Here is a 20,478-nt window from a genome sequence, read left to right as displayed (position 1 = left end):
GGGCACGTTCGCAGGCGCTGCGGCAACGGCCCGGCGCGCGGCGCGCCCCCTCCTTTCATGAAGCCACATTCTGCGATCGAGCGATCTTCCGTCGAACCGCCACGATGGAGCGCCCGGCTCGATCCGCTCGGCAAGGCCGCACGCGACTGGGCTGCCACCGACGGGATGATCTGGCTGCATCTCGCGAAAACCGTGCTGGCCGCGCTGCTCGCGATGGGCATTGCGATGCGCCTTGAAATGTCGCAGCCGCGCACGGCGATGACGACCGTCTTCGTGCTGATGCAGCCGATGTCCGGCATGGTGTTCGCGAAAAGCTTTTATCGCGTGCTCGGCACGGCCGCCGGCCTCGTCGCCGCACTCGCGCTCGGCGGCCTGTTCGCGCAGCAGCCCGAGCTCTATATGGCCGGTATCACGCTGTGGATCGGCGGCTGCATCGCACTCGCGGTCCGCTATCGCCATTTCCGCTGGTACGGCTTCGTGCTCGCCGGTTATACGGCCGCGCTGATCGGCCTGCCGGCCGTGATGACGCCGCAGACGCTGTTCGAATCCGCATTGACGCGCGCCGGCGAAGTCGCGCTCGGCATCGCCTGCTCGGGCGCGGTCAGTGCGCTGATCTTGCCGCTCAGCGCCGCGAAGGCGTTGATGCGTTCGCTGAGCGCGCGTCATGCGAATTTCCCGGCGTTCGCGGTCGATGCGCTCGTCGGCGACGTCGCGCGCGGCGATCTCGAGCGCCGCTTCGCCGATTTCGTCGACGAGATCGTCGGCTTCGAGGCGAACCGCGCATTCGCGTCTTTCGAGGATCCGCACATGCGTGCGCGCAGCCGCCGGCTCGCGCGGCTGAACAGCGAATTCATGAATGCGTGCACGCGGCTGCACGCGCTGCATCAGCTGCTGAAGCGCGTGCGCGCGAACCGCGCCGACGCCGTGCTCGATGCGCTCGCGCCGCATATCGACGGGCTCGCGCAACGGCTTGCAGCGCTGCGCGACGAGCGCCGGCGCGGTGTCGCGTCGACGACGGGCGCGCTGCTCGAACTGCGCCGCTTTCACGGTGCGCTGCCGAAGGCGGCACGCGCGTCGCGGCGCGCAATCGAAGATCATGCGGCCGGCGGGCTGCTCGACTTCGATACCGCGATCGAACTGATGTTCCGCTTCATCGGCGAGTATCTCGGCTATGCCGATACGTTCGCGTCGCTCGATCGGGACGACCACGCGCTCGAGCGTTCGGTCACGCGCTACGCGGTGAAGACCAATGCGTTCTTCATCGGCTTCACGTTTCTGCGCACGGTCGTCGCGGTCGGCGCAATGAGCTGCTTCTGGATCGCGTCGGAATGGCCGAGCGGCGCGCTCGCGGTAATCGCGACGGCGATCGCCTGCGCGCTCAGCTCGACGTCGCCGCGCGCATCGAAGTTCGTCGCGCAAATGGCTGCCGGCGCCGCGTGCGCGACCGCGGCCGGCTATCTGTTTCTCTGCTACGTGTATCCGAACATCGACGGCTTTCCGCTGCTATGCGCGGCGCTCGCGCCGGTGCTCGGCGTCGGCGCGTTCCTCGCGACGCGGCCCGGGCTGTCCGGCTACGGGATCGGCTTCGCCGTGTTCTTCTGCCTGCTTGCCGGCCCCGACAATACGATCGCCTATACCCCTGAGCTGCTGGTCAACAACGGGCTCGCCGTCGTGGTGGCGATGCTGATGTGCGCGATCGTGTTCGCGGTCGTGTTCCCGACGCACATGCCTTGGCTCACCGCACGCATCGCACACGATCTGCGGCGCCAGGTGACGCTCGCGTGCGAAGGCGCGCGCGACGGCCTGGCACAACGCTTTCAGTCGAGCACGCACGATCTGATGGCGCAGCTGCGCACGCTGCTCGTGCGGCGCACGCGCCAGCATCGCGACGCGCTGCGCTGGATGCTCGCGACGCTCGAAGTCGGTCATGCGGTGATCGACCTGCGCGACGAGTTGCACGCGTTCGGTGCCTCGAAGCCGCCGCAGATGCTGCAATGGACCGCGTCGATCGACCCGGTGCTGCGCGACCTGCCGCGCTTTTTCGACGATCCGGCGCCGCACCGCCATGCGCGCACGCTGAAATCGGTGAATCTCGCGATCCGCGCCACGCAGCATGCGTTGAACGCCTGGCATGCGGTGCCCGACGAGCGTCGCAGCATGCGGCGCATCGTCGGCTGCCTGCACTTCATCCGCAGCGCGCTGCTCGACAAGGATGCGCCGTACAACCGCGCGCGCCGCTGACGATCGATGCGTGCGCAACGGCATCGTTGTACACGATGGAAATATGCTCTCCAGCGCCGGTGATTAATCTTCAGGCAGCGCGCGCCTATAGTCGGGGCACTGCCAGCAGGACTGGCGATTACCCAGGAGAAGTCACCATGAAGCCGCTGCATCTCGCCGTCGTTGCCCTGTCGCTTGCCGCCGCCGTCGCTCATGCGCAACCGGCGCCGGCCGACGTGCCGCAACAGGCGCCCCGTGCCGAATCGATGAAGGCCGCGGGCCGCGTCGACCGTTCGCAATCGAATCCGGAAGATCCGAATGCCTGCGTCGGCCCGGTCAGCTTCTGCAACGTCTACTTCGGCAGCTGAGCGGCGCGCGGCGGGCGAGTTCGCGCGGCATGCGATGCAGCCGCGCCGCCTGCGATGTCCGTGTCACACATGACCGGTCTGCATCGCGCGCCGATCGATCTCACGAACGCGCGCGTCGCCCCTTCGCGCTACACGCCGCGCCCCGGCCGCCAACCGACTTCGCGCAACGCGTCGAGCAGCCGCGCGTGCCCGATCGCTTCGACGCGCGCGCCACGCGATTCGACATCGCGCGCCGCAACCAGCGCATTGACGATCGCCTCCTCGACCGCTTCGGCGGCGGCGGCGAGCAGCGCGGAAATATGATCGTTGTTGACCATCTTCACGTTCGTCGTCGCGGCGCCCTTGCTGCCGTAGTCGGCAGCCGGCAGCCCGTCGTTGCCGGTCGCGAACGCGAGGAAAATGTCGCCGCTCGAATCCTCGGTGCCACCGCCGACGCGTGCGAGTCCGACGCTCGCGCGCTGCGCAAGCCGCGTGCACTGATGCGGCAACAGCGGCGCATCGGTCGCGAGCGTCACGACGATCGAACCCATCCCGGCCTCGCCCTGCGCCTGCGGCGCGCGAAACGGCGATTGCACGTGGCGCAGCACGTCGCCGACCGGATAGCCGGCCACGCGCAGCATCTCGCGCACGCCGTAGTTCGCCTGCACGAGCGCGCCGACCGTCCAGCCGCCCGCGTTCGCGGCGAGCACGCGCGATGCGGTGCCGATGCCGCCCTTGAACTCGTGGCAGATCATGCCGGTCCCGCCGCCGACGCCGCCTTCGTCGACCGGCCCCGACCGTGCGGCCGCGAGTGCGGCGCGCACGTGCGACGCATCGACGTGCTGCCCCCAGATGTCGTTCAGCAGCCCGTCGTAGGTCTCCATCACGACCGGCATGCACCAGTACACGCGCCCGCGTGCCGCGTCGCGTTCGTTCGCGACGAGCGCGTCGCGCACCGCGCCGACGCTATGCGTGTTCGTATACGCGATCGGCGTCGTCAGCAGGCCGGCTTCGCGTATCCATTCGAGGCCGGTCGCGTCGCCGTTACCGTTCAGCACGTGCACGCCGGCGAAACACGGCGAAGCGTGCGCCGCACCCGCGCGCGGCTCGATCACCGTCACGCCGGTGCGCACCGACGCGTCGCCGTCGTCGACGTTCAGCGTGCAGTGGCCGACGCGCACGCCCGGTACGTCCGTGATTGCGTTGAAGCGGCCCGGCGTGCCGAGTCCGATGCGAATGCCGAGATCCCTCGTGCGCATGATGCGAATCCTCCCGTGTGGCGGTTGTTTCAAAGCTCGCTAGAGTCGCTGTTCAAGCCGGTGGGCGCGATGCTCAAAGCGCGCGGAACGTGTCGCTGTGACGCGCCCATGCCGCGTACATCGCGAGCGCGGCGACCAGCAGCCCCGCGATGATCAGCAGATCGGTCGGCTTCGTCGCGCTCGACAGTGTCGTGTAGAGCGTGTAGGCGGCACCTGCCACCGCGACGAGCGGCGTCACGGGCCAGAGCGGCATCCGGTAATGATGCTCCACGTCGCGGCGCACGAGCCGGCTCGCGAGCGCCGCGAGCCCGACGACCAGATAGATCAGCAGCAGCAGGTCGACGGTGAACGCCGTCAGCTCGTCGAGGCTCGACACGAACACGAGGCCCGCGGACGGCACCGCGAGCGCGAGCGTCGCGAGCCACGGCGATTCGAAGCGGGGATGGATCGCCGAGAACGCGCGGTTGCACGTGCGCGACCACAGCGCGTGCCGGCCGCTGCTGTACAGCAGGCGCCCCATCGCGATCACGATCGCGATGATCGCGTTGAACACCGACAGGAAGATGCCGCCGCTCACGACACGCGACACGACCGGATTGCTGAGCGAGCGCACGACATAGCCGATCGGATCGGCACTCTTCGCCATGTCGGTGAGCGACGGCGCGCCGATCACGATGGCCGCGAGCGGCACCAGTTCGACGACGAGAATCACGAGCAGCGAATAGAGCACGGCCTTCGCGACGTTGCGGTTGCCGCCGCGCAGGTCTTCCGCGAGATAGGCCGCCGAGCCGAAGCCGTTGTAGCAGAAGATCGCCGTGCCGATCGCCGGCACGATGGCGGCAAGCGTCGCCGGCACGAGCGCGTTGCCGCTCGCGACGACCGGCGCGATCAGCACGTCGGCGCCGCGATGCGGCGAACCGAAGCCGAGCGCCGCGATCAGCATCAGCACCGCGATCTCGACGAGCAGGAACGCACCGGTGATCCACGCATTGGTCTTGATGTTCAGCATGCCGAGCACGTAGCTGAGCAGCACGATCGTCAGCGCGACCGACTGGTTGCCGAAATGCGTGCCGAGCGCGCTGTTCAGGTACGGCGCGGCGCCGCTCGCGAGCACGGCCGGAATGAACACGCTGACGGACAGCACCGCAATGAAGGTCAGATAGCCGGGCAGCGTGCCGAACACGCGCTTGGCCATCACGTATTCGCCGCCCGCGCTGCGATGCGCGGCGCACAGCTCCGCATAGCAGAGCGCGAAGGCGAACGCGAGCACGCCGCCGAGCACGAACGACAGCACCGCACCGCTGCCGGCCTGCTGGATCGCGAACGGCGCGATCACGAAGATCGAGCTTGCGGGCGTCACGCCCGACACGGTGATCATCACCGCGTCGCGCACGCTCAAGGTCTGCGTCAGCGCGCGCGGCGCGTCGTGCGTGTCGGGCGTCGCTTGCAGCGTGCCCGTGGATTCCGACATCATCGCCATCTCGTTCTCCTATGCTGCGCTTTTTTGAACGCCCATACTCGGGCCGGTGAATTGCGTGGCAGTCTAGGAAGCCAAATTCAGGACCGCTATTCCCCCTTCGTGTTACGCCCTTCGGTAGTTGGCATGGACCGTCTGTTTTCCGAAATCGCGATGCATCAGGCGCTCGGCCGTACGATCGACCATCTCGGCCAGCCGCGCTTCTGGCGTTTTCTCGTACTGCTGCTCAACGAGATGGTGCCGTTCGACAACGCGCTCGCGACCGCGATCGGCCGCGACGGCGTGCCGCTCGTGCTCGACGAATACGATGCGGGCGGCAGCGACAGCGCGTCGCCGGTGCCGCTCTACCTGAACGGGTTATATCTGCTCGATCCGTTCCTGCAGGCCGCGCACGACGGGCTCGCCGACGGCTGCTACCGGCTCGAGGAAGTCGCGCCGGACCTGTTCCGGCAGAGCGAGTATTTCCTCAGCTACTTTCGCGATGCAGTCGGCGACGACGAAATCCAGATCCTCGTGCGCCCGAACGCCGACACGCTGCTGTCGCTGTCGCTCGGCGCGGCCGCGCGCTTCGACGTCGAGCCGCTCGGCAAGCTCACGGCCGCGATGCCGTGGGTGCTCGCGACGATGCGGCAGCACTGGCGCCTGATCGGCGACACCGCGCGCGCGACGCGCGACGACGATCTCGGCGCGCGCGTCGAGCATGCGCTCGCGCGCTTCGGCGCCGGCGTGCTGACCGATCGCGAGATGGCGATCGCGCGGATGGTGCTGCGCGGGAATTCGTCGAAGGCGATCGCGGAACGGCTCGCGATTTCACCGGAGACCGTGAAGGTGCATCGCCGCCACCTTTACGCGAAGCTCGGCATCTCGTCGCAGCCCGAACTGTTTTCGCGGTTCATCGAGGCGTTGGGCGAAGACGCCGCCCGATAAACGCGTCGAACGTGAAGGCCGAGTGCAGGCGGCTTGTCTGGTCGACGCGACGATGCAACGAACGACGTCGATGCACGGGCCGTGCCTTGCATGCTTGTCAGTTTCCGAGCAGATGCGCGCCGACGTAGTCGAGCACGCGCTGCTGGGCATCGGCACGCGCGGCCGGATCGGTACCTTCGATCGGCACGACACCCGCACGCGTCGTGAACGCCGGCACCATATGCACGGGCATGTCGGGCCAGTCGAAATCGTGGTACGCGCCCGGATACGCATGAAACGTCGCATCGGTGCCCGGCGCGACCGAATCGAACAACGCCTTGCACGCGGCAAACGGCGACCATACGTCCTGTTCGCCGATCAGCACGAGCAAGGGCACCGTACTCTGCCACTCGGCGCCCTGCGCCTTCGTGCTGCAGCGTGCCGGATAGAACGCGACGGCCGCGCGGAAATCGCCGTCCGGCAGCGATGCGGGCCGGGCCGTGCTCGATGCGCGAATCGCGCTCAGTACCGTGCCGCCGCCCTGCGACCAGCCGACGACGCCGATGCGGTCGGGCATCACCGTCTCGAGCGACTGCAGATACCGCAACGCACCATAGGCGTCGAACGGCCGCGCGCTATAGATCGCGGCGTCGAAGCTGGCGGGCGAGCACATCTGGCCGTGATGACGCGGCGTGAAGCTGTCGACTTCGAGCACCGTGATGCCCGCTGCGTTGAAGCGCGCGGCCCAGTCGCGTTCGCGCGCCGTCACGCGGCCCGAGCGCGCGAACATGCCCGCGCAGCCGTGCAGGAACACGAGCGCCGGATGACGGCCGGCGCCCGGTGCCGGAAACAGGTAGCCGTCGAGCATCGTCGCGGGCGGTCCGTCGGTCGACGGGAAATGAACGAGCGTCTGCGCGCTCGCGGCGGCACACGCGCAGCCCAGCATCGTCAGCATCAGCCACTTGCGCATCGGGAACTCCGGCGGAATCGGATCACTCCACAACGGCACCGGGCCGGAACGCGTTGACACGGCGCACCGCGCGACGCGAATCGGTTGTGCTCGCAGCGCCGCAAAAAACCGCCTATCGTGAAAGTAGCGCGCCGCTTGCCGCCACTCGACCCCGTGTCGCTCGCACCGGCGGGCGCGGCGCCGCGTTCCGGCACCATTCGCGCGTTCCGTGCGCACGCCGCCCGTGCGCGCGACGCGCGGCCGTCCACCGGACTACAAGGAGGGAATCATGAAAGCCGCGCTGCTCGTCAGCTCCGCCCTGCTCGCGATCGCCTCGGCCTCGGCGTCGGCCCAAGGCTCGATCACCAAAGTCGAAAACGGCGCGCTCGTCGCCGCGAACGGCATGACGGTCTACACGTTCGACAAGGACACGCCCAACGCCGGCACCAGCGCCTGCACCGGCCAGTGCGAAACCTTCTGGCCGCCGTACAAGGCCAGCGCGACCGACGTGCCGGTCGGCCCTTACACGATCGTCAAGCGCGACGACGGAAGCCCGCAATGGGCGTACAAGGGCAAGCCGCTGTACTTCTTCTCGAAGGACATGAAACAGGGCGACCGCAACGGCGACAACTTCAAGAACATGTGGCACCTGGTGACGCCGTAGGCGCCGCCCGTAAAAAAGCCCGCGCGGATCGGCCGATCCGTGCGGGCGTGCGCCGCGCGACGCCATGCGCGCGCGACGTCGACGTCAGCGGTTCGACGGGAAGCTGAACACCGTGCCCTCGCGCACGCCGGCCGACGGCCAGCGCTGCGTGATCGTCTTGCGCTTCGTATAGAAGCGCACGGCGTCCGGGCCGTATGCGTGCAGATCGCCGAACAGCGAGCGTTTCCAGCCGCCGAACGAGTGATACGCGACCGGCACCGGCAGCGGCACGTTGATGCCGACCATCCCGATCTGGATGTTGTCGCTGAAGTAGCGTGCCGCCTCGCCGTCGCGCGTGAACAGGCAGGTGCCGTTGCCGTACTCGTGCGCGTCGATCAGCGCCATCGCCTCGTCGAGCGACTTCAGGCGGATCACGCCGAGCACGGGCCCGAAGATCTCGTGCTGATAGATCGGCATGCCGGGCTTCACGTGGTCGAACAGGCACGGGCCGAGGTAGTAGCCGTTCTCGTGGCCGTCGACCTTCACCGCGCGGCCGTCGACGACGAGTGTCGCGCCGGCCTCGATGCCGGCCTCGACGAAGCCCGTCACCTTCTCGAAGTGCTGCTTCGTGACGAGCGGGCCCATGTCGACGCCTGCGCCGTTGCCCGGACCGACCTTCATCTTCGCGATTTCGGCCTTCAGCCCCGCGACGACGCGATCGCCCGTGTCCTCGCCGATCGCGACGACGAGCGGAATCGCCATGCAGCGCTCGCCGCACGACCCGTACGCGGCGCCCATCAGCGCGCTCACCGCATTGTCGATGTCCGCGTCGGGCATCACGACCGCGAAGTTCTTCGCGCCGCCGAGCGCCTGCACGCGCTTGCCGTGCGCGCAGCCGGTCGAGTAGATGTATTCGGCGATCGGCGTCGAGCCGACGAAGCTGACCGCCTTCACGCGCGGATCGGTCAGGATCGTGTCGACCGCTTCCTTGTCGCCGTTCACGACGTTCAGCACGCCGGGCGGCAGGCCGGCTTCGAGCGCAAGCTCGGCCATGCGCAGCGTCGACGACGGCGTGCGCTCGGACGGCTTCAGCACGAACGTGTTGCCGCAGGCGACGGCCATCGGCCACATCCAGAGCGGCACCATGACCGGGAAGTTGAACGGCGTGATGCCCGCGACGACGCCGAGCGCCTGGAACTCGCTCCACGAATCGATCGCGGGGCCGACGTTCTTGCTGTGCTCGCCCTTCAGCAGCTCGGGCACGTAGGTCGCGTATTCGACGTTCTCGATCCCGCGCTGCAGCTCGCCCATCGCATCGGCGAGCACCTTGCCGTGTTCGGCCGTGATCAGCGCGCACAGCTCGTCCGCATGCTCCTCGAGCAGCGTCTTGAAGCGGCTCATCACGCGCGCGCGTTTCAGCGGCGGCGTATTGCGCCATGCGGGGAACGCCGCCTGCGCGGACGCGATCGCGGCTTCGACGGTCGCCTTGTCGGCGAGCGCGACGCTCTTGTCCGATTCGCCGGTCGCCGGGTCGAACACCGGCTGCACGCGGCTGCCGCCGTCGACGCGCTTGCCGTCGATCAGGTGGCCCAGCGTGGAAGTGACGTTGCTATCGTGTTTCATCGTTCAGACTCTTTCGTGAATTCAATTCAACGGTCGGGATCGTGCGGCGCGCGCCTCAGTCCACTTCGTTCAGCGCGTCGGACACCGCGTTGATCAGATTGTCGATCTCGCGCTTTTCGGCGATGAACGGCGGCGCGAGCTGGATCGTGTCGCCGCCGTAGCGCACATAGAAGCCCTTCGCCCAGCAGCGCATCGCGATCTCGTACGGACGGCGCGCCGGTTCGCCCGGCAGCGCGGCGATCGTCAGACCGGCCGCGAGCCCGTAGTTGCGGATGTCGGCGATATGACGCTGGCCCTTCAGCCCGTGCACGGCCGCCTCGAAATGCGGCGCGAGCTCGCGCACGCGCGCCACGGCATCTTCCTTCACGAGCAGGTCGAGCGCCGCGACACCGGCCGCGCAGGCGACCGGATGCGCCGAGTACGTGTAGCCGTGCGGGAATTCGAGCATGTACTCGGGGCCGCCCGCGGCCATGAACGTGTCGTAGATTTCCTTGGTCGCGACTACGCCGCCGAGCGGCTGCACGCCGTTCGTCACCTGTTTCGCGAAGTTCATGATGTCGGGCGTCACGCCGAACGCTTCCGCGCCCGTCATCGCGCCCGCGCGGCCGAAGCCCGTGATGACTTCGTCGAAGATCAGCAGGATGTCGTGCGCGGTGCAGATCTCGCGCAGCCGCTGCAGGTAGCCTTGCGGCGGGATGATCACGCCGGCCGAGCCCGCGAACGGCTCGACGATCACGGCGGCGATGTTCGACGCGTCGTGCAGCGCGATCAGATCGAGCAGGCGATCGGCGAGTTCCGCGCCGCGCTCGGGCATGCCGCGCGAGAACTTGTTTTCGGCCAGCTGCGTATGCGGCAGGAAATCGGCGTCGAGTCCTTGGCCGAACAGCTTGCGGTTCGGCCCGATGCCGCCGACCGAGATGCCGCCGAAGTTCACGCCGTGATAGCCCTTCTCGCGGCCGATCAGCCGCGTCTTCGTGCCCTTGCCCTTCGCGCGCCAGTACGCGCGCGCCATCTTCAGCGACGTGTCGGCCGCTTCCGAGCCCGAGCCCGTGAAGAACACGTAGTCGAGACCTGCCGGCGTCAGTTCCTTGATCCGGTTCGCGAGCTCGAACGACTTCGGATGGCCGAACTGGAATGCCGGCGCGTAGTCGAGCTGCGCGACCTGGCGGCTCACCGCTTCGACGATTTCGCCGCGGCCATGACCGAGGCCCGTACACCAGAGGCCGGACAGCCCGTCGAAGATCTTGCGGCCTTCGGCGTCGGTGTAGTACGCGCCCTTGCCGGAGACGATCATGCGCGGGTCGGACTTGAACTGGCGGTTCGCCGTAAACGGCATCCAGTGCGCGTCGAGCCAGGCGGCGTCGGTGCGCACGGGCGTCTGTTCCTGTTGCGGAGCGGTGATGGTGTCGGTCATGTCGGTCGGCGCGGCGCGCCCCTCCTCCTCGTGATGATGTTGCGCATTGTCGGGACGCCAATTAGTCTTTTGAATATCGCAATATCAATGTTCACTTGCGCAACTATGCAAGCAAAGAAACCGAAGAGCCGCGCGCTGCTCGGGCAGCTCAGCGACATGGATCTGCGGCTGCTGCGGGTCTTCAAGGGCGTCGTCCAGTGCGGCGGAATGGCGGCGGCCGAACTGGAACTGAATATCGGCATCTCGACGATCAGCCGGCACGTGAAGGATCTCGAGACGCGGCTCGGGCTCGTGCTGTGCCGGCGGGGCCGCGCCGGCTTCACGCTGACGCCCGAAGGCCAGACCGTCTACGAGGAGACGCTGCGGCTGCTCGCGTCGATGGAGGCGTTTCGCAGCCGGATCGACGGCATTCACGACCGGATGGGCGGCGAACTGCACGTCGCGGTGTTCGACAAGACCGCGACGAATCCGAGCGCGCGGCTCGGCGACGCGATCCGCCAGTTCGCGGACGAGGCGCCCGACGTCGCGCTGAACCTGCACGTCGCGTCGATCAACGAGGTCGAACGCGGGATCATCGACGGCAGTTATCAGGTCGGGATCATCCCCGCCCACCGCAGCTCGGGCAGCCTCGTCTATTCGGAACTGTTCGACGAACGGATGCTGCTGTACTGCGGCCGTCAGCATCCGCTGTTCGATGCGCCGCACGGCAAGCTGACCTGGACGACGATCCGCAACCACGCGTTTGCCGGGCTCGGCTTCCATTCGCCGAACATGGAGCTCAGCCATCGCGCGAAGCTCACGCGCAGCGCGACCGCGTCCGACCAGGAATCGATCGCGACGTTGATTCTGTCGGGGCGCTATCTCGGCTTCCTGCCCGACCACTACGCGGAAAGCTTCGAGAAAAAGGGGCTGATGCAGCCGGTCGCGCCGCATCGCTTCAATTACCTGTGCCGCTTCGTCAGCCTGCTGCGGCGCTCGCCGCGGCCGTCGCGCGCCGCGCTGCTGTTCCAGTCGTGCCTCGAAGCCGCGCACGCGGCGCCGCGCGGGGAGCCGCGCGGCAGCGCGTCGTAGCGGCGCGCGCCGGCCGGCTCGACGTGCGCGGTCCGCGAACGGTCACGCGCGGTCGTCGCGCACGCCGCCGCTGCGCCGCTGCGCGCGCAGTTGCATGAGGAAATAGAGTGCGACGCCTGCCGCCGCGAAACCCGACGCCGCGCCGACGCCGAGCGCCCAGCGCGGGCCGAGGTGATTCGCCACCCAACCGGCGACCGGCGCGCCGATCGGCGTGCCGCCGAACGCGACGGCCAGCCGCAGCGCCATCACGCGCCCGCGCATCGCGGGCTCGGTCGACAGTTGCATCAGCGCGTTCGTCGAGTTCGTGAAGGTCATCGCCGCGATCCCGGTCAGCACGAGCGCCGCCGCGAACAGCCAGTAGCCGGGCGCGAGCGCCGCCAGCGTGCAGCCGACGCCGAACAGCGCGGCGCCCGCCCACAAGTGCCGGAACCGCGGCCGGTCGCGGCGCGCGGCCAGCAGCGCGCCGGAAATCGTGCCGACCGCCATCATCGACGACAGAATCCCGTACCCGCGCGCATCGACGTGAAACACGCCGGCCGCCATCGTCGAGATGAACAGCGGGAAATTGAGGCCGAACGTCCCGATCAGGAACAGCATCACGAGCGTCGCCTTCAGGTCCGCGCGCGCCCATACGTAGCGAAAGCCTTCGAGCAGGCTGCCGCGCGAATGCACGGCGCGCGCGCTCTCGCGCAGTTCGCCGGTACGCAGCAGCGATAGCGACGCAAGCACCGCGACGAAGCTGATCCCGTTCGTCAGGAACGCCCAGCCGGTGCCGACCCACGCGATGATGAAGCCCGCCGCGGCCGGCCCGATCATCCTCGCCGCGTTGAACGACGTCGAATTCAGCGCGACCGCGTTCGCGAGCTCGCGGTCGCCGACCAGTTCGGCGACGAAGGTCTGCCGCACCGGCGCATCGAAGGCCGACGTGCAGCCGAACAGGAACGCGAACAGATAGACGTGCCACAGCCGCACGACGCCCGTCACGGTCAGCACGCCGAGCGCCAGCGCGAGCGCGCCCATCAGCGCCTGCGTCGTCATCAGCAGCCGGCGCTGGTTGAAGCGGTCGGCCGCGTAGCCCGTCCACGGCAGCATCAGCAGTTGCGGCCCGAACTGCAGCGACATCACGATCCCGACCGCGGACGCATCGTGATGCGTCAGCTGCGTGAGCACGAGCCAGTCCTGTGCCGTGCGCTGAATCCACGTGCCGACGTTCGACACCAGCGCGCCGGCCGCCCATACGCGGTAGTTGAAACTGCGCAGCGACCGGAACACGCCCGTCGACGGCACACTCATGACCGCTCCCGCCGCAGGCGGCGACGCGGCCTGCGGCGGCCCATCGTCGATGTTTCCTGGTGCCCCTGGTGCCCGAACCGTTCGTTCATCGTTGCCTCCCGCGGCACGCGCCGGCGCCGCTCATCGGCGCCCGGGCTCGCCGAACTCGGCGAGCCGCTGCAGCAGCCTCACGGTCGATGCGAGCTCGGCGCGTTCCTGCCCGGACAGCTGCGCCTGCAGCGCGCGCAACAGCCAGTCGTCCTTGGCTGCGCGGTTCGCCTGCAGCGTCCGGCGGAACGCCGGCGTCAGCGCAATCAGCGTCTGCCGGCCGTCGGCCGGATCGGGTGCGCCGCTGACCGCGCCGATCGCTTCGAGCGCGGCGACCGTTACGCGCATCGACTGCGGCCGCACGCTCTCCGCGCGCGCGAGCGCGGACACCGTCGCGGGGCCGTCGCGATCGAGCCGCAGCAGTACCGATTTCTGCGACGAAGTCAGGTCGTTCGCGTGGGTCTGTTCCCGCATGCGCCGCATCAGCTTGCCGACCGAGATGCGGAGTTCGCCGGCGAGCGTGGCCGGATCGGGCGTGTCAGGCGTGTCGGGAGGGAAGGCGCGCGGGTTCATTGGCGTACGCTAGCACACCGGCAGTGAAACTGTACAGTTTATCTGTATATATCCGCACGCCGGCCGCAGGCACGCGACGATCCTCGGCCCGCGCATCGCGCTCTGCGATAATGCCGGCTCTTCGTTCCCATGCCGTCCCGCACCATGACGCAGCCTCGCGCCCCGCTCCCGACCGACCTTCCGCCGATCTCGTGCCTGCCCGACGACGCGCTGCCGTGGCTGCCGATGAGCGACGCGCTGCCCGGCCTCGCGATCAAGTATCTGCATATCGATGCGGCGCAGGACACGTTGACGGCACTGCTGAAGATGCCGGCCGGCCGCGCGCTGCCGCGCCACCGTCATGACGGCCAGGTGTTCGTCTATACGCTGCGCGGCGCATGGCGGTACCGCGAATACGACTGGGTCGCGCAGGCGGGCTCGACGGTGCTCGAGCCGGCCGGGTCCGTGCATACGCCCGAAACGCTCGGCGCGCCGGGCGACGACGTGATCACGCTCAACGTGATGCGCGGCGATCTGGTGCTGCTCGACGACGACGGCCGCGAAACGGCGCGCGAGAATTGCCGCGTCGCGCTGCTGCGCCAGCGCCGGCATGCGCGCAGCGCGCCCGACGCCGCGGCGCCGTTCGTCACGAAATAGTCATGCGATAGTCGCGCGATGATCCGCGGCGCACGCTATGCGGCACCCTCTCCGTCCGCCGCCAGGCCGGCGCGCGCGTCGCGACGCACGGCCTGCGGCGGCAGGCCGAAGCTGCGCACGAATGCGTCGCGCAGATGCCGACGGTCGCGAAACCCGTTCTCCTTCGCGATCACGTCGAGCGAATGCCGGCTGCGCTCGATCATCAGCCGCGCGGCCTCGAGCCGCAGCCGCTCGATCGCCTTGGCCGGCGACTGGCCGGTTTCGAGCGTGAACACGCGGCTGAACTGACGCGGGCTCAGATGGACGGCGTCGGCCAGTTCCTCGACGGTCAACGCGCGCTTCAGGTTCTGCCGCGCATAGTTCAGCGCATTCTGGATGCGGTCCGATTTCGGCGCGAGCGTCAGCAGTTCGGAGTGTTGCGACTGGCCGCCCGCACGCCGCTGCTGCATCACGAGCTTGTGCGCGGTCGAGCGCGCGGCTTCCGCGCCGAGATCCTTTTCGACCATCGCGAGCGCGAGATCGAGCCCGGCCGTCATGCCGGCCGACGTCCACACCGGGCCGTCGACGATGAAGATGCGGTCGTCCTCGACGCGCACGTCCGGGAAGCGCTCGCGCAATGCGCGCCCGTACGCCCAGTGCGTGGTCGCACGGCGCTGCGCGAGCAGCCCCGCCTCCGCGAGCACGAACGCGCCCGTGCAGATGCCGGCGATCCGTCGCGCGCGCGCGTTCGGACGCCGCAAAAACGCGACGACGCCGTCCGGCGGCGGCGACGCGAGCGGATCGTTGACGCCGGCGACGATCCACGTATCGATGCGCAGCCGATGGTTCAACGGCCGCGTCGCGATCGCGAGCCCGAGCGACGAGCGCACGTCGCCGCCATCGACCGAGTAGAGATCGACCGCATAGAACGGCTCGCCGATGCCGAGATTCGCGTACTCGAACACCGACTGCGCGGCGAGCGCCATGATCTGAAACCCGTCGCTGATCAGAAAGCCGATCCGGTGCATGCCCGTTGCTCCCGCGCCGTGCGCCGCGCGTCGCGTGCGCGGCGGACCGTCCGTCGGCGCGATGTCCTGAATCATACCCATCTACGTCATTTGTGTCGCACGCGTTCGGCGCCAGAATGCCTCCACCCCACCCTTACTCGAACGGAGCGACACCATGAGTCAAGTTCATCGCGGTACCGCCGTCGTCACCGGCGCATCGTCCGGCATCGGCGCGATCTATGCGGACCGGCTCGCGCGCCGCGGCTACGATCTGATCCTCGTCGCGCGCAGCCGCACGCGGCTCGACGCGCTCGCGCAGCGGATCACGAGCGACACGCGACGCGGCGTCGAAGTGATCGAGGCCGACCTGAACGACCGCGCTGCGCTCACCGTCGTCGAAGCGAAGCTGAAGCAGGATGCGAGCATCACGCTGCTCGTCAACAATGCGGGCATCGGCACGCATACGCCGCTGCTCGAGAGCGACGTCGACGCGATGACGCGGATGATCGACCTGAACGTCACCGCGCTCACGCGCCTCACGTACGCGGCAGTGCCGGGCTTCGTCGCGCGCGGGCATGGCGCGGTGATCAATATCGCGTCGATCGTCGCGCTGTCGCCGGAAACGCTGAACGGCGTGTACGGCGGCAGCAAGGCGTTCGTGCTCGCGTTCACGCAGTCGCTGCATCACGAACTCGCGGACAAGGGCGTGCAGGTGCAGGCCGTACTGCCCGGTGCGACCGCGACCGAGTTCTGGCAGACGGGCGGCCTGCCGATCGAACATCTGCCGAAGTCGATCGTGATGTCCGCGTCCGATATGGTCGACGCGGCGCTGGTCGGCTTCGAGCGGCGCGAACTCGTGACGATTCCGTCGCTGCACGCGGGCGAGCAATGGGACGCTTACGACGCGGCGCGCCGTGCGATGGCGCCGCACCTGTCGTCCGACACACCGGCGCCGCGCTACGCCGCCGCGCGCTGACGCCGCCCGCCGCCGCGCATCGGCGTCAAACGGCCGCCGAGCCGCGCGCGTCCGCGCTGCCCTGTGGCGCGGCGCGCACACCGATCAGCATCGCCACGGCGCAGGCGGCGAGCAACGCGGCGATCATCAGCATCGCCGGATCCATGCTGCCCGTCTTCGTGCGGATCACACCGACGATCCACGGCGTGATCATCCCGCTCGACACGCCGATGCTGCTGATCAGCGCGATCGCGCCCGCCGCGCCGGCGCCCGAGAAGTACGCGGACGGCACGGCCCAGAACACCGGATGCGCGGCGAAGATCAGCATCGCGGCAATCGACAGCAGCGCCATCATCGCGACGAGGTTCGGCAGGTGCAGCGTCAGCAGCGCGAGCGCGACCGCACCGCCGAGCGCGCAGGCGGCGAAATGCCGGCGCCGCTCGCGCCGCCGGTCCGAGCGTCGCGCGATCGCGATCAGGCCGGCCGCGCCGATCGCGTTCGGCACGATCGACAGCAGGCTGATCTGCACGACGTCGCGGATGCCGAATTCGCGAATCATCAGCGGCATCCAGAACAGCAGCATCAGCAGTGCGGTCGTCAGCGAGAAGTAGATGAACGCGAACAGATACGTGCGCGGCTCCGCGAGGACCTGTCGCAGCGAACGCGCGCCGCCGGCCGGCGCGGCCGCGCGGTCGGCGGCGAGATCGGCGGCGAGCCGCTGCCGGTCGTCGTCGGACAGCCAGCGCGCGTGCTCGGGCCGGTCGCACAGCCAGAACCACGCGATCACGCCGAGCACGACCGCGGGCGCGCCCTCGATCGCGAACATCCATTGCCAGCCGTGCAAGCCGAGCACACCCGACATCCCGCGCATGATCCAGCCCGACAACAGCCCGCCGATCATGCCGGCCACGGCGACGCCCGCATAGAACACGGACAGCACCGACGCGCGTCGCCGCGCCGGATACCAGTACGTCAGATAGAACACGACGCCGGGAAAGAAGCCGGCCTCGAACACGCCGAGCAGGAAACGCAACACATAGAAGTGCTTCGCGCTGTCGACCGCGATCATCGCGACCGATACGCTGCCCCACAGAAACATGATCCGCGCGAACGTGCGCCGCGCCCCGAAGCGGCGCAGCAGCGCGTTGCTCGGCACTTCGAACAGCACGTAGCCGACGAAGAACAGCACCGCGCCGAGGCTGTACATCGCATCGGTCAGCCCGAGATCCTCACGCATCTGCAACTGCGCGAAACCGATGTTGCTGCGATCGAGGATCGACACGATGTAGCAGACGAACAGGAACGGCACGATACGCGTGCCGATGCGGCGGTACAGCGCATCGTCGGCGGCGGCGCCGGGCGCGACGGTGCGCGCGGCGTCCGCTTGAAGGGGCGATGACATCGTGTGTCTCCTCGACGAACGGATGAACGGATGAACGGACAGACGGGCGCGAACGCGAAGCGCCGGCCGCGGCGGCCCGTCGAGCCGCGGCCGGCGGAGCTCACGCGCGCGGCGCCGGCTCGTCCTTGACGCCGAGCATCAGCGCGGCGCCGCTCAGCGCGAGCAGCGCGGCGAGCAGGTAGACGGCAAGATCCATGCTGCCCGTGCGCGTGCGGATCAGCCCGATCGCCCACGGGCTGACGATGCCGCTCGTGATCCCGATGCTGCTGATCAGCGCGATGCCGGCCGCGGCCGCGTTGCCGGACAGATAGCGCGTGGGCACCGCCCAGAAGATCGGCAGCGCGGCGAAGATCAGCGTCGCCGCGACCGACAGGCACGCGAGCATCGCAACGAAGCTGTGCAGATGCAGCGTCAGCGCGGCTAGCGCGAGGCCGCCGCCGATCGTGCAGACCGCGAAGTGCCGGCGCCGCTCGCCGGTACGATCGGAGCGGCGCGCAATCAGAACCAGCCCGACCGCGCCGACCGCATTCGGCACGACGGTGTACAGGCTCACCGCGACGACGTCGGTCACGCCGAAGTCGCGAATCATCAGCGGCATCCAGAAGTTCAGCGTCAGCGATGCGCAGGTCAGCGAGAAATAGATGAACGCGAACAGATACACGCGCGGGTTCGCGAGCGCGGCCGCGACGCTGCGCGCGCTGTGCCCGTGCGATGCGGCGCCGTGCGTGCTGCCGTGCGCGCACAGCGCGGCGACGCGCGCCTTTTCCTCGGCACTGAGCCAGGCCGCGTCCTGCGGCCGATCGACGAGACAGGCGAACGCGACGAACGCGAGCAGGATGGCCGGTGCGCCCTCGATCGCGAACATCCACTGCCAGCCGTGCAGCCCGAGCACGCCGCTCATGTCGCGCATGATCCAGCCGGACACGAGGCCGCCGAGCACGCCGGCGACCGCGACGCCCGCGAAGAACACCGAGATCGCGGCCGCGCGGCGGTTCGCGGGAAACCAGTAGGTCAGGTACAGCACGATGCCGGGAAAGAACCCGGCTTCGAACACGCCGAGCAGGAAGCGCAGCACGTAGAAATGCGACGGCTGCGACACGAACATCATGCCCGTCGACGCGAGGCCCCACAGCAGCATGATCCGCGTGAACGTGCGGCGCGCGCCGAAGCGCGCGAGCAGCATGTTGCTCGGCACCTCGCAGCAGACGTAGCCGATGTAGAACACGGCCGCGCCGAGGCCATACATCGCATCGCTGAAGCCGAGGTCGTGCTTCATCTGCAGCTGCGCGAAGCCGATGTTGATGCGGTCGAGGAACGATACGACGTAGCAGAGGAACAGGAACGGCACGATCCGCGATGCGATCTTGCGGAACAGCTGCGCGTCGGCGGACGCGGAAGCCGGCGCGCTCGCGTGCGCGAGCGTCGCTTCGGCGGGAAGCGATCGGGACATTGTCTCTCTCCAAACTCTTCGAACGGACTGCGCGTTTCGCGGCAGCGCTCTCCCGAGGGCGTTCGTGCGCCCTGCTTTCTATGAGAGCGGGTCAGGCCGTGCGGACCGCCGCGCTGCGCGGCGGCCGGACGGCATCGCGGCAAGGCGGCGGCGCGGCGCGCCGCCGGAGGCGGCTCAGTCCTGCAGCGCGGCCCACATTTCCTTGTCGCGCTCCGCGGTCCAGATGCGCGGATGCGTGATGCCGCTCGCTTCGTCGAAGGCGCGCGACACGTCGAACGGCAGGCAGTGCTCGTAGATGAACACGTGGCCGAACTTCGGATCCATCGCTTCGCGCGTGAGCGCCATCGCGGCCTTCAGATCGAGCTTGCGCTCGACCGCCTTGCGGCCCTGCGCGAGCAGCGTGGTCACGAAGTCCTTCGTGTAGTCGAGGCCGCGGTTCACTTCGGCCGGATTCAGCAGCGCGGGGCCGCGGCCCGGCACGAGCTTCTCGGCGCCGAGCGCGCGCAGCGCCTCGAGCGTGGCCGGCCACTGCTCGAGCTGCGCGTCGCCGCAGTAGCACGCGGCGTCGTATTCGACGAGGTCGCCCGAGAACAGCACCTTCTGCGACGGCAGCCAGACGATCGTGTCGCCCTTCGTATGGCCCGAGCCGACGTGCATGATCTTCACCTCGAGCTTGCCGAGGAACAGCGTGATCTCGCGCTCGAACACGAGCGTCGGCCAGGTCAGCCCCGGCACCGTTTCGACGCCCGCGAACAGGCGCGGAAAGCGCTCGATCTCCGACTTCATGTCGGCCTCGCCGCGCTCGACGATCATCTCGTACGTGCCGCGGCTCGCGATCACGTGCTGCGCGCCTTCCGCGAAGTACGCCGACGCGCCGAGCACGCGCACCGCGTGATAGTGCGACAGCACGACGTGCTTGATCGGCTTGTCGGTGACGCTGCGGATCTTCGCGATCAGATCCTGCGCCATCGCGGGCGTCGCGGTCGTATCGACGATCAGCACGCTGTCGTCGCCGATGATCACGCCCGAGTTCGGGTCGCCTTCGGCGGTGTACGCGTACGCGTTCTCGGACAGCTGCGTCCAGGTGATCTTCTTCTCTTCGAGATCGGCTTGGGAGGCGAATGCTTTGGCCATGTTGCGTTCCGTGGCTGCGAGCCATGTGTTGAGGGGAATGGGCCGATCATCGTCTTGCAACGATTATTTGTCAATGACAAAGTCGCTTGCTATTGTCTAATACGGGTAAACCT

At 68.5% G+C, this 20,478-nt stretch carries 18 protein-coding genes; 7 read left to right on the top strand and 11 right to left on the bottom strand.

The window, feature by feature from the left end; genetic code table 11:
• The first annotated feature begins 57 nt into the window (after nt 1–57).
• Entirely contained in the window at nt 58–2,241 is a 2,184-nt protein-coding gene (locus NP80_RS08020; RefSeq protein WP_006412243.1) for an FUSC family protein, read from the top strand.
• A 137-nt stretch (nt 2,242–2,378) separates the two neighbouring features.
• Nucleotides 2,379–2,588, top strand: a complete 210-nt coding sequence (locus tag NP80_RS08015) for a hypothetical protein (RefSeq protein ID WP_006412244.1) — start codon at nt 2,379–2,381, stop codon at nt 2,586–2,588.
• Nucleotides 2,589–2,716: 128 nt separating this feature from the next.
• On the opposite strand, the gene NP80_RS08010 is transcribed toward NP80_RS08015, so the two are convergent.
• Together NP80_RS08010 and NP80_RS08005 are read right to left on the bottom strand one after the other, a co-directional pair.
• Nucleotides 2,717–3,826, bottom strand: a complete 1,110-nt coding sequence (locus tag NP80_RS08010) for a DmpA family aminopeptidase (RefSeq protein ID WP_006412256.1) — start codon at nt 3,824–3,826, stop codon at nt 2,717–2,719.
• 73 nt (nt 3,827–3,899) lie between these two features.
• Nucleotides 3,900–5,306 (bottom strand): APC family permease, encoded by a 1,407-nt coding sequence (locus tag NP80_RS08005; protein WP_035948717.1) that lies wholly within the window; start codon nt 5,304–5,306, stop codon nt 3,900–3,902.
• 123 nt (nt 5,307–5,429) lie between these two features.
• On the opposite strand from NP80_RS08005, the gene NP80_RS08000 reads away from it, so the two are divergent.
• Nucleotides 5,430–6,230, top strand: coding sequence for a helix-turn-helix transcriptional regulator (locus tag NP80_RS08000; RefSeq protein ID WP_006412258.1), 801 nt, complete (start codon nt 5,430–5,432; stop codon nt 6,228–6,230).
• Nucleotides 6,231–6,327: 97 nt separating this feature from the next.
• On the opposite strand, the gene NP80_RS07995 is transcribed toward NP80_RS08000, so the two are convergent.
• Complete coding sequence (locus NP80_RS07995) at nt 6,328–7,179, bottom strand: dienelactone hydrolase family protein (protein ID WP_035948715.1); 852 nt, start codon at nt 7,177–7,179, stop codon at nt 6,328–6,330.
• A 268-nt stretch (nt 7,180–7,447) separates the two neighbouring features.
• Between NP80_RS07995 and NP80_RS07990 the strand changes: the two genes are divergently transcribed.
• The gene (locus tag NP80_RS07990; protein WP_006397138.1) at nt 7,448–7,822 is read left to right on the top strand and encodes a COG4315 family predicted lipoprotein; all 375 of its coding nucleotides are present in this window, start codon (nt 7,448–7,450) and stop codon (nt 7,820–7,822) included.
• An 84-nt stretch (nt 7,823–7,906) separates the two neighbouring features.
• Here the strand turns inward: NP80_RS07990 and NP80_RS07985 are convergent, their stop codons facing one another.
• Both NP80_RS07985 and aptA read right to left on the bottom strand, forming a co-directional pair.
• Nucleotides 7,907–9,424 carry a CoA-acylating methylmalonate-semialdehyde dehydrogenase gene (locus NP80_RS07985; RefSeq protein ID WP_006403608.1) on the bottom strand — a complete coding sequence of 506 codons (1,518 nt, stop codon included), beginning with the start codon at nt 9,422–9,424 and terminating at the stop codon, nt 7,907–7,909.
• Between the two features lie 55 nt (nt 9,425–9,479).
• On the bottom strand, nt 9,480–10,838 hold the full coding sequence (aptA, locus tag NP80_RS07980; protein ID WP_035487715.1) for an omega-aminotransferase AptA: 1,359 nt from the start codon (nt 10,836–10,838) through the stop codon (nt 9,480–9,482).
• 105 nt (nt 10,839–10,943) lie between these two features.
• Between aptA and NP80_RS07975 the strand changes: the two genes are divergently transcribed.
• A complete protein-coding gene (locus NP80_RS07975) occupies nt 10,944–11,909 on the top strand; it encodes a LysR family transcriptional regulator (protein ID WP_045593340.1) in 966 nt (321 codons plus the stop codon).
• 42 nt (nt 11,910–11,951) lie between these two features.
• Here NP80_RS07975 and NP80_RS07970 read toward each other — a convergent pair whose 3' ends face one another.
• Entirely contained in the window at nt 11,952–13,202 is a 1,251-nt protein-coding gene (locus NP80_RS07970) for an MFS transporter (protein WP_006411212.1), read from the bottom strand.
• A gap of 120 nt (nt 13,203–13,322) precedes the next feature.
• The gene (locus NP80_RS07965; protein WP_006411215.1) at nt 13,323–13,802 is read right to left on the bottom strand and encodes a MarR family winged helix-turn-helix transcriptional regulator; all 480 of its coding nucleotides are present in this window, start codon (nt 13,800–13,802) and stop codon (nt 13,323–13,325) included.
• Between the two features lie 144 nt (nt 13,803–13,946).
• Here NP80_RS07965 and NP80_RS07960 point away from each other — a divergent pair, with 144 nt between their 5' ends.
• Nucleotides 13,947–14,438: a 2,4'-dihydroxyacetophenone dioxygenase family protein gene (locus NP80_RS07960; RefSeq protein ID WP_006411213.1), complete on the top strand. Its 492-nt coding sequence runs from the start codon at nt 13,947–13,949 to the stop codon at nt 14,436–14,438.
• A 35-nt stretch (nt 14,439–14,473) separates the two neighbouring features.
• Here the strand turns inward: NP80_RS07960 and NP80_RS07955 are convergent, their stop codons facing one another.
• Nucleotides 14,474–15,445: a GlxA family transcriptional regulator gene (locus NP80_RS07955; RefSeq protein WP_035488135.1), complete on the bottom strand. Its 972-nt coding sequence runs from the start codon at nt 15,443–15,445 to the stop codon at nt 14,474–14,476.
• 154 nt (nt 15,446–15,599) lie between these two features.
• Between NP80_RS07955 and NP80_RS07950 the strand changes: the two genes are divergently transcribed.
• On the top strand, nt 15,600–16,400 hold the full coding sequence (locus tag NP80_RS07950) for an SDR family NAD(P)-dependent oxidoreductase (protein WP_006403615.1): 801 nt from the start codon (nt 15,600–15,602) through the stop codon (nt 16,398–16,400).
• Nucleotides 16,401–16,425: 25 nt separating this feature from the next.
• Here the strand turns inward: NP80_RS07950 and NP80_RS07945 are convergent, their stop codons facing one another.
• The 3 genes from NP80_RS07945 to NP80_RS07935 all read right to left on the bottom strand — a co-directional run bounded on the left by NP80_RS07945 (nt 16,426) and on the right by NP80_RS07935 (nt 20,365).
• On the bottom strand, nt 16,426–17,781 hold the full coding sequence (locus NP80_RS07945; protein ID WP_006403616.1) for an MFS transporter: 1,356 nt from the start codon (nt 17,779–17,781) through the stop codon (nt 16,426–16,428).
• A 100-nt stretch (nt 17,782–17,881) separates the two neighbouring features.
• A complete protein-coding gene (locus NP80_RS07940) occupies nt 17,882–19,231 on the bottom strand; it encodes an MFS transporter (RefSeq protein WP_006403617.1) in 1,350 nt (449 codons plus the stop codon).
• Nucleotides 19,232–19,405: 174 nt separating this feature from the next.
• The gene (locus NP80_RS07935; RefSeq protein ID WP_006403618.1) at nt 19,406–20,365 is read right to left on the bottom strand and encodes an MBL fold metallo-hydrolase; all 960 of its coding nucleotides are present in this window, start codon (nt 20,363–20,365) and stop codon (nt 19,406–19,408) included.
• Between the last annotated feature and the right edge of the window lie 113 nt (nt 20,366–20,478).

Source organism: Burkholderia multivorans ATCC BAA-247 (assembly GCF_000959525.1).
In the GTDB taxonomy this organism is placed as follows: Bacteria; Pseudomonadota; Gammaproteobacteria; order Burkholderiales; family Burkholderiaceae; genus Burkholderia; species Burkholderia multivorans.
The sequence above is the reverse complement of the archived record's forward strand: the minus strand, read 5'-3'. Positions and strand labels throughout refer to the sequence as shown.

Excerpts from the sequence above, each read along its gene's own strand:
- NP80_RS08000 (WP_006412258.1), top strand. The coding sequence starts at position 5,430 with ATGGACCGTCTGTTTTCCGAAATCGCGATGCATCAGGCGCTCGGCCGT.
- NP80_RS07935 (WP_006403618.1), bottom strand. The coding sequence starts at position 20,365 with ATGGCCAAAGCATTCGCCTCCCAAGCCGATCTCGAAGAGAAGAAGATC.
- NP80_RS08020 (WP_006412243.1), top strand. The coding sequence starts at position 58 with ATGAAGCCACATTCTGCGATCGAGCGATCTTCCGTCGAACCGCCACGA.
- NP80_RS07965 (WP_006411215.1), bottom strand. The coding sequence starts at position 13,802 with ATGAACCCGCGCGCCTTCCCTCCCGACACGCCTGACACGCCCGATCCG.
- NP80_RS07945 (WP_006403616.1), bottom strand. The coding sequence starts at position 17,781 with ATGTCATCGCCCCTTCAAGCGGACGCCGCGCGCACCGTCGCGCCCGGC.
- NP80_RS07960 (WP_006411213.1), top strand. The coding sequence starts at position 13,947 with ATGACGCAGCCTCGCGCCCCGCTCCCGACCGACCTTCCGCCGATCTCG.
- NP80_RS07995 (WP_035948715.1), bottom strand. The coding sequence starts at position 7,179 with ATGCGCAAGTGGCTGATGCTGACGATGCTGGGCTGCGCGTGTGCCGCC.
- NP80_RS07970 (WP_006411212.1), bottom strand. The coding sequence starts at position 13,202 with ATGAGTGTGCCGTCGACGGGCGTGTTCCGGTCGCTGCGCAGTTTCAAC.
- NP80_RS08010 (WP_006412256.1), bottom strand. The coding sequence starts at position 3,826 with ATGCGCACGAGGGATCTCGGCATTCGCATCGGACTCGGCACGCCGGGC.
- NP80_RS07975 (WP_045593340.1), top strand. The coding sequence starts at position 10,944 with ATGCAAGCAAAGAAACCGAAGAGCCGCGCGCTGCTCGGGCAGCTCAGC.
- NP80_RS07990 (WP_006397138.1), top strand. The coding sequence starts at position 7,448 with ATGAAAGCCGCGCTGCTCGTCAGCTCCGCCCTGCTCGCGATCGCCTCG.
- NP80_RS07985 (WP_006403608.1), bottom strand. The coding sequence starts at position 9,424 with ATGAAACACGATAGCAACGTCACTTCCACGCTGGGCCACCTGATCGAC.
- NP80_RS08005 (WP_035948717.1), bottom strand. The coding sequence starts at position 5,306 with ATGGCGATGATGTCGGAATCCACGGGCACGCTGCAAGCGACGCCCGAC.
- aptA (WP_035487715.1), bottom strand. The coding sequence starts at position 10,838 with ATGACCGACACCATCACCGCTCCGCAACAGGAACAGACGCCCGTGCGC.
- NP80_RS08015 (WP_006412244.1), top strand. The coding sequence starts at position 2,379 with ATGAAGCCGCTGCATCTCGCCGTCGTTGCCCTGTCGCTTGCCGCCGCC.
- NP80_RS07955 (WP_035488135.1), bottom strand. The coding sequence starts at position 15,445 with ATGCACCGGATCGGCTTTCTGATCAGCGACGGGTTTCAGATCATGGCG.
- NP80_RS07950 (WP_006403615.1), top strand. The coding sequence starts at position 15,600 with ATGAGTCAAGTTCATCGCGGTACCGCCGTCGTCACCGGCGCATCGTCC.
- NP80_RS07940 (WP_006403617.1), bottom strand. The coding sequence starts at position 19,231 with ATGTCCCGATCGCTTCCCGCCGAAGCGACGCTCGCGCACGCGAGCGCG.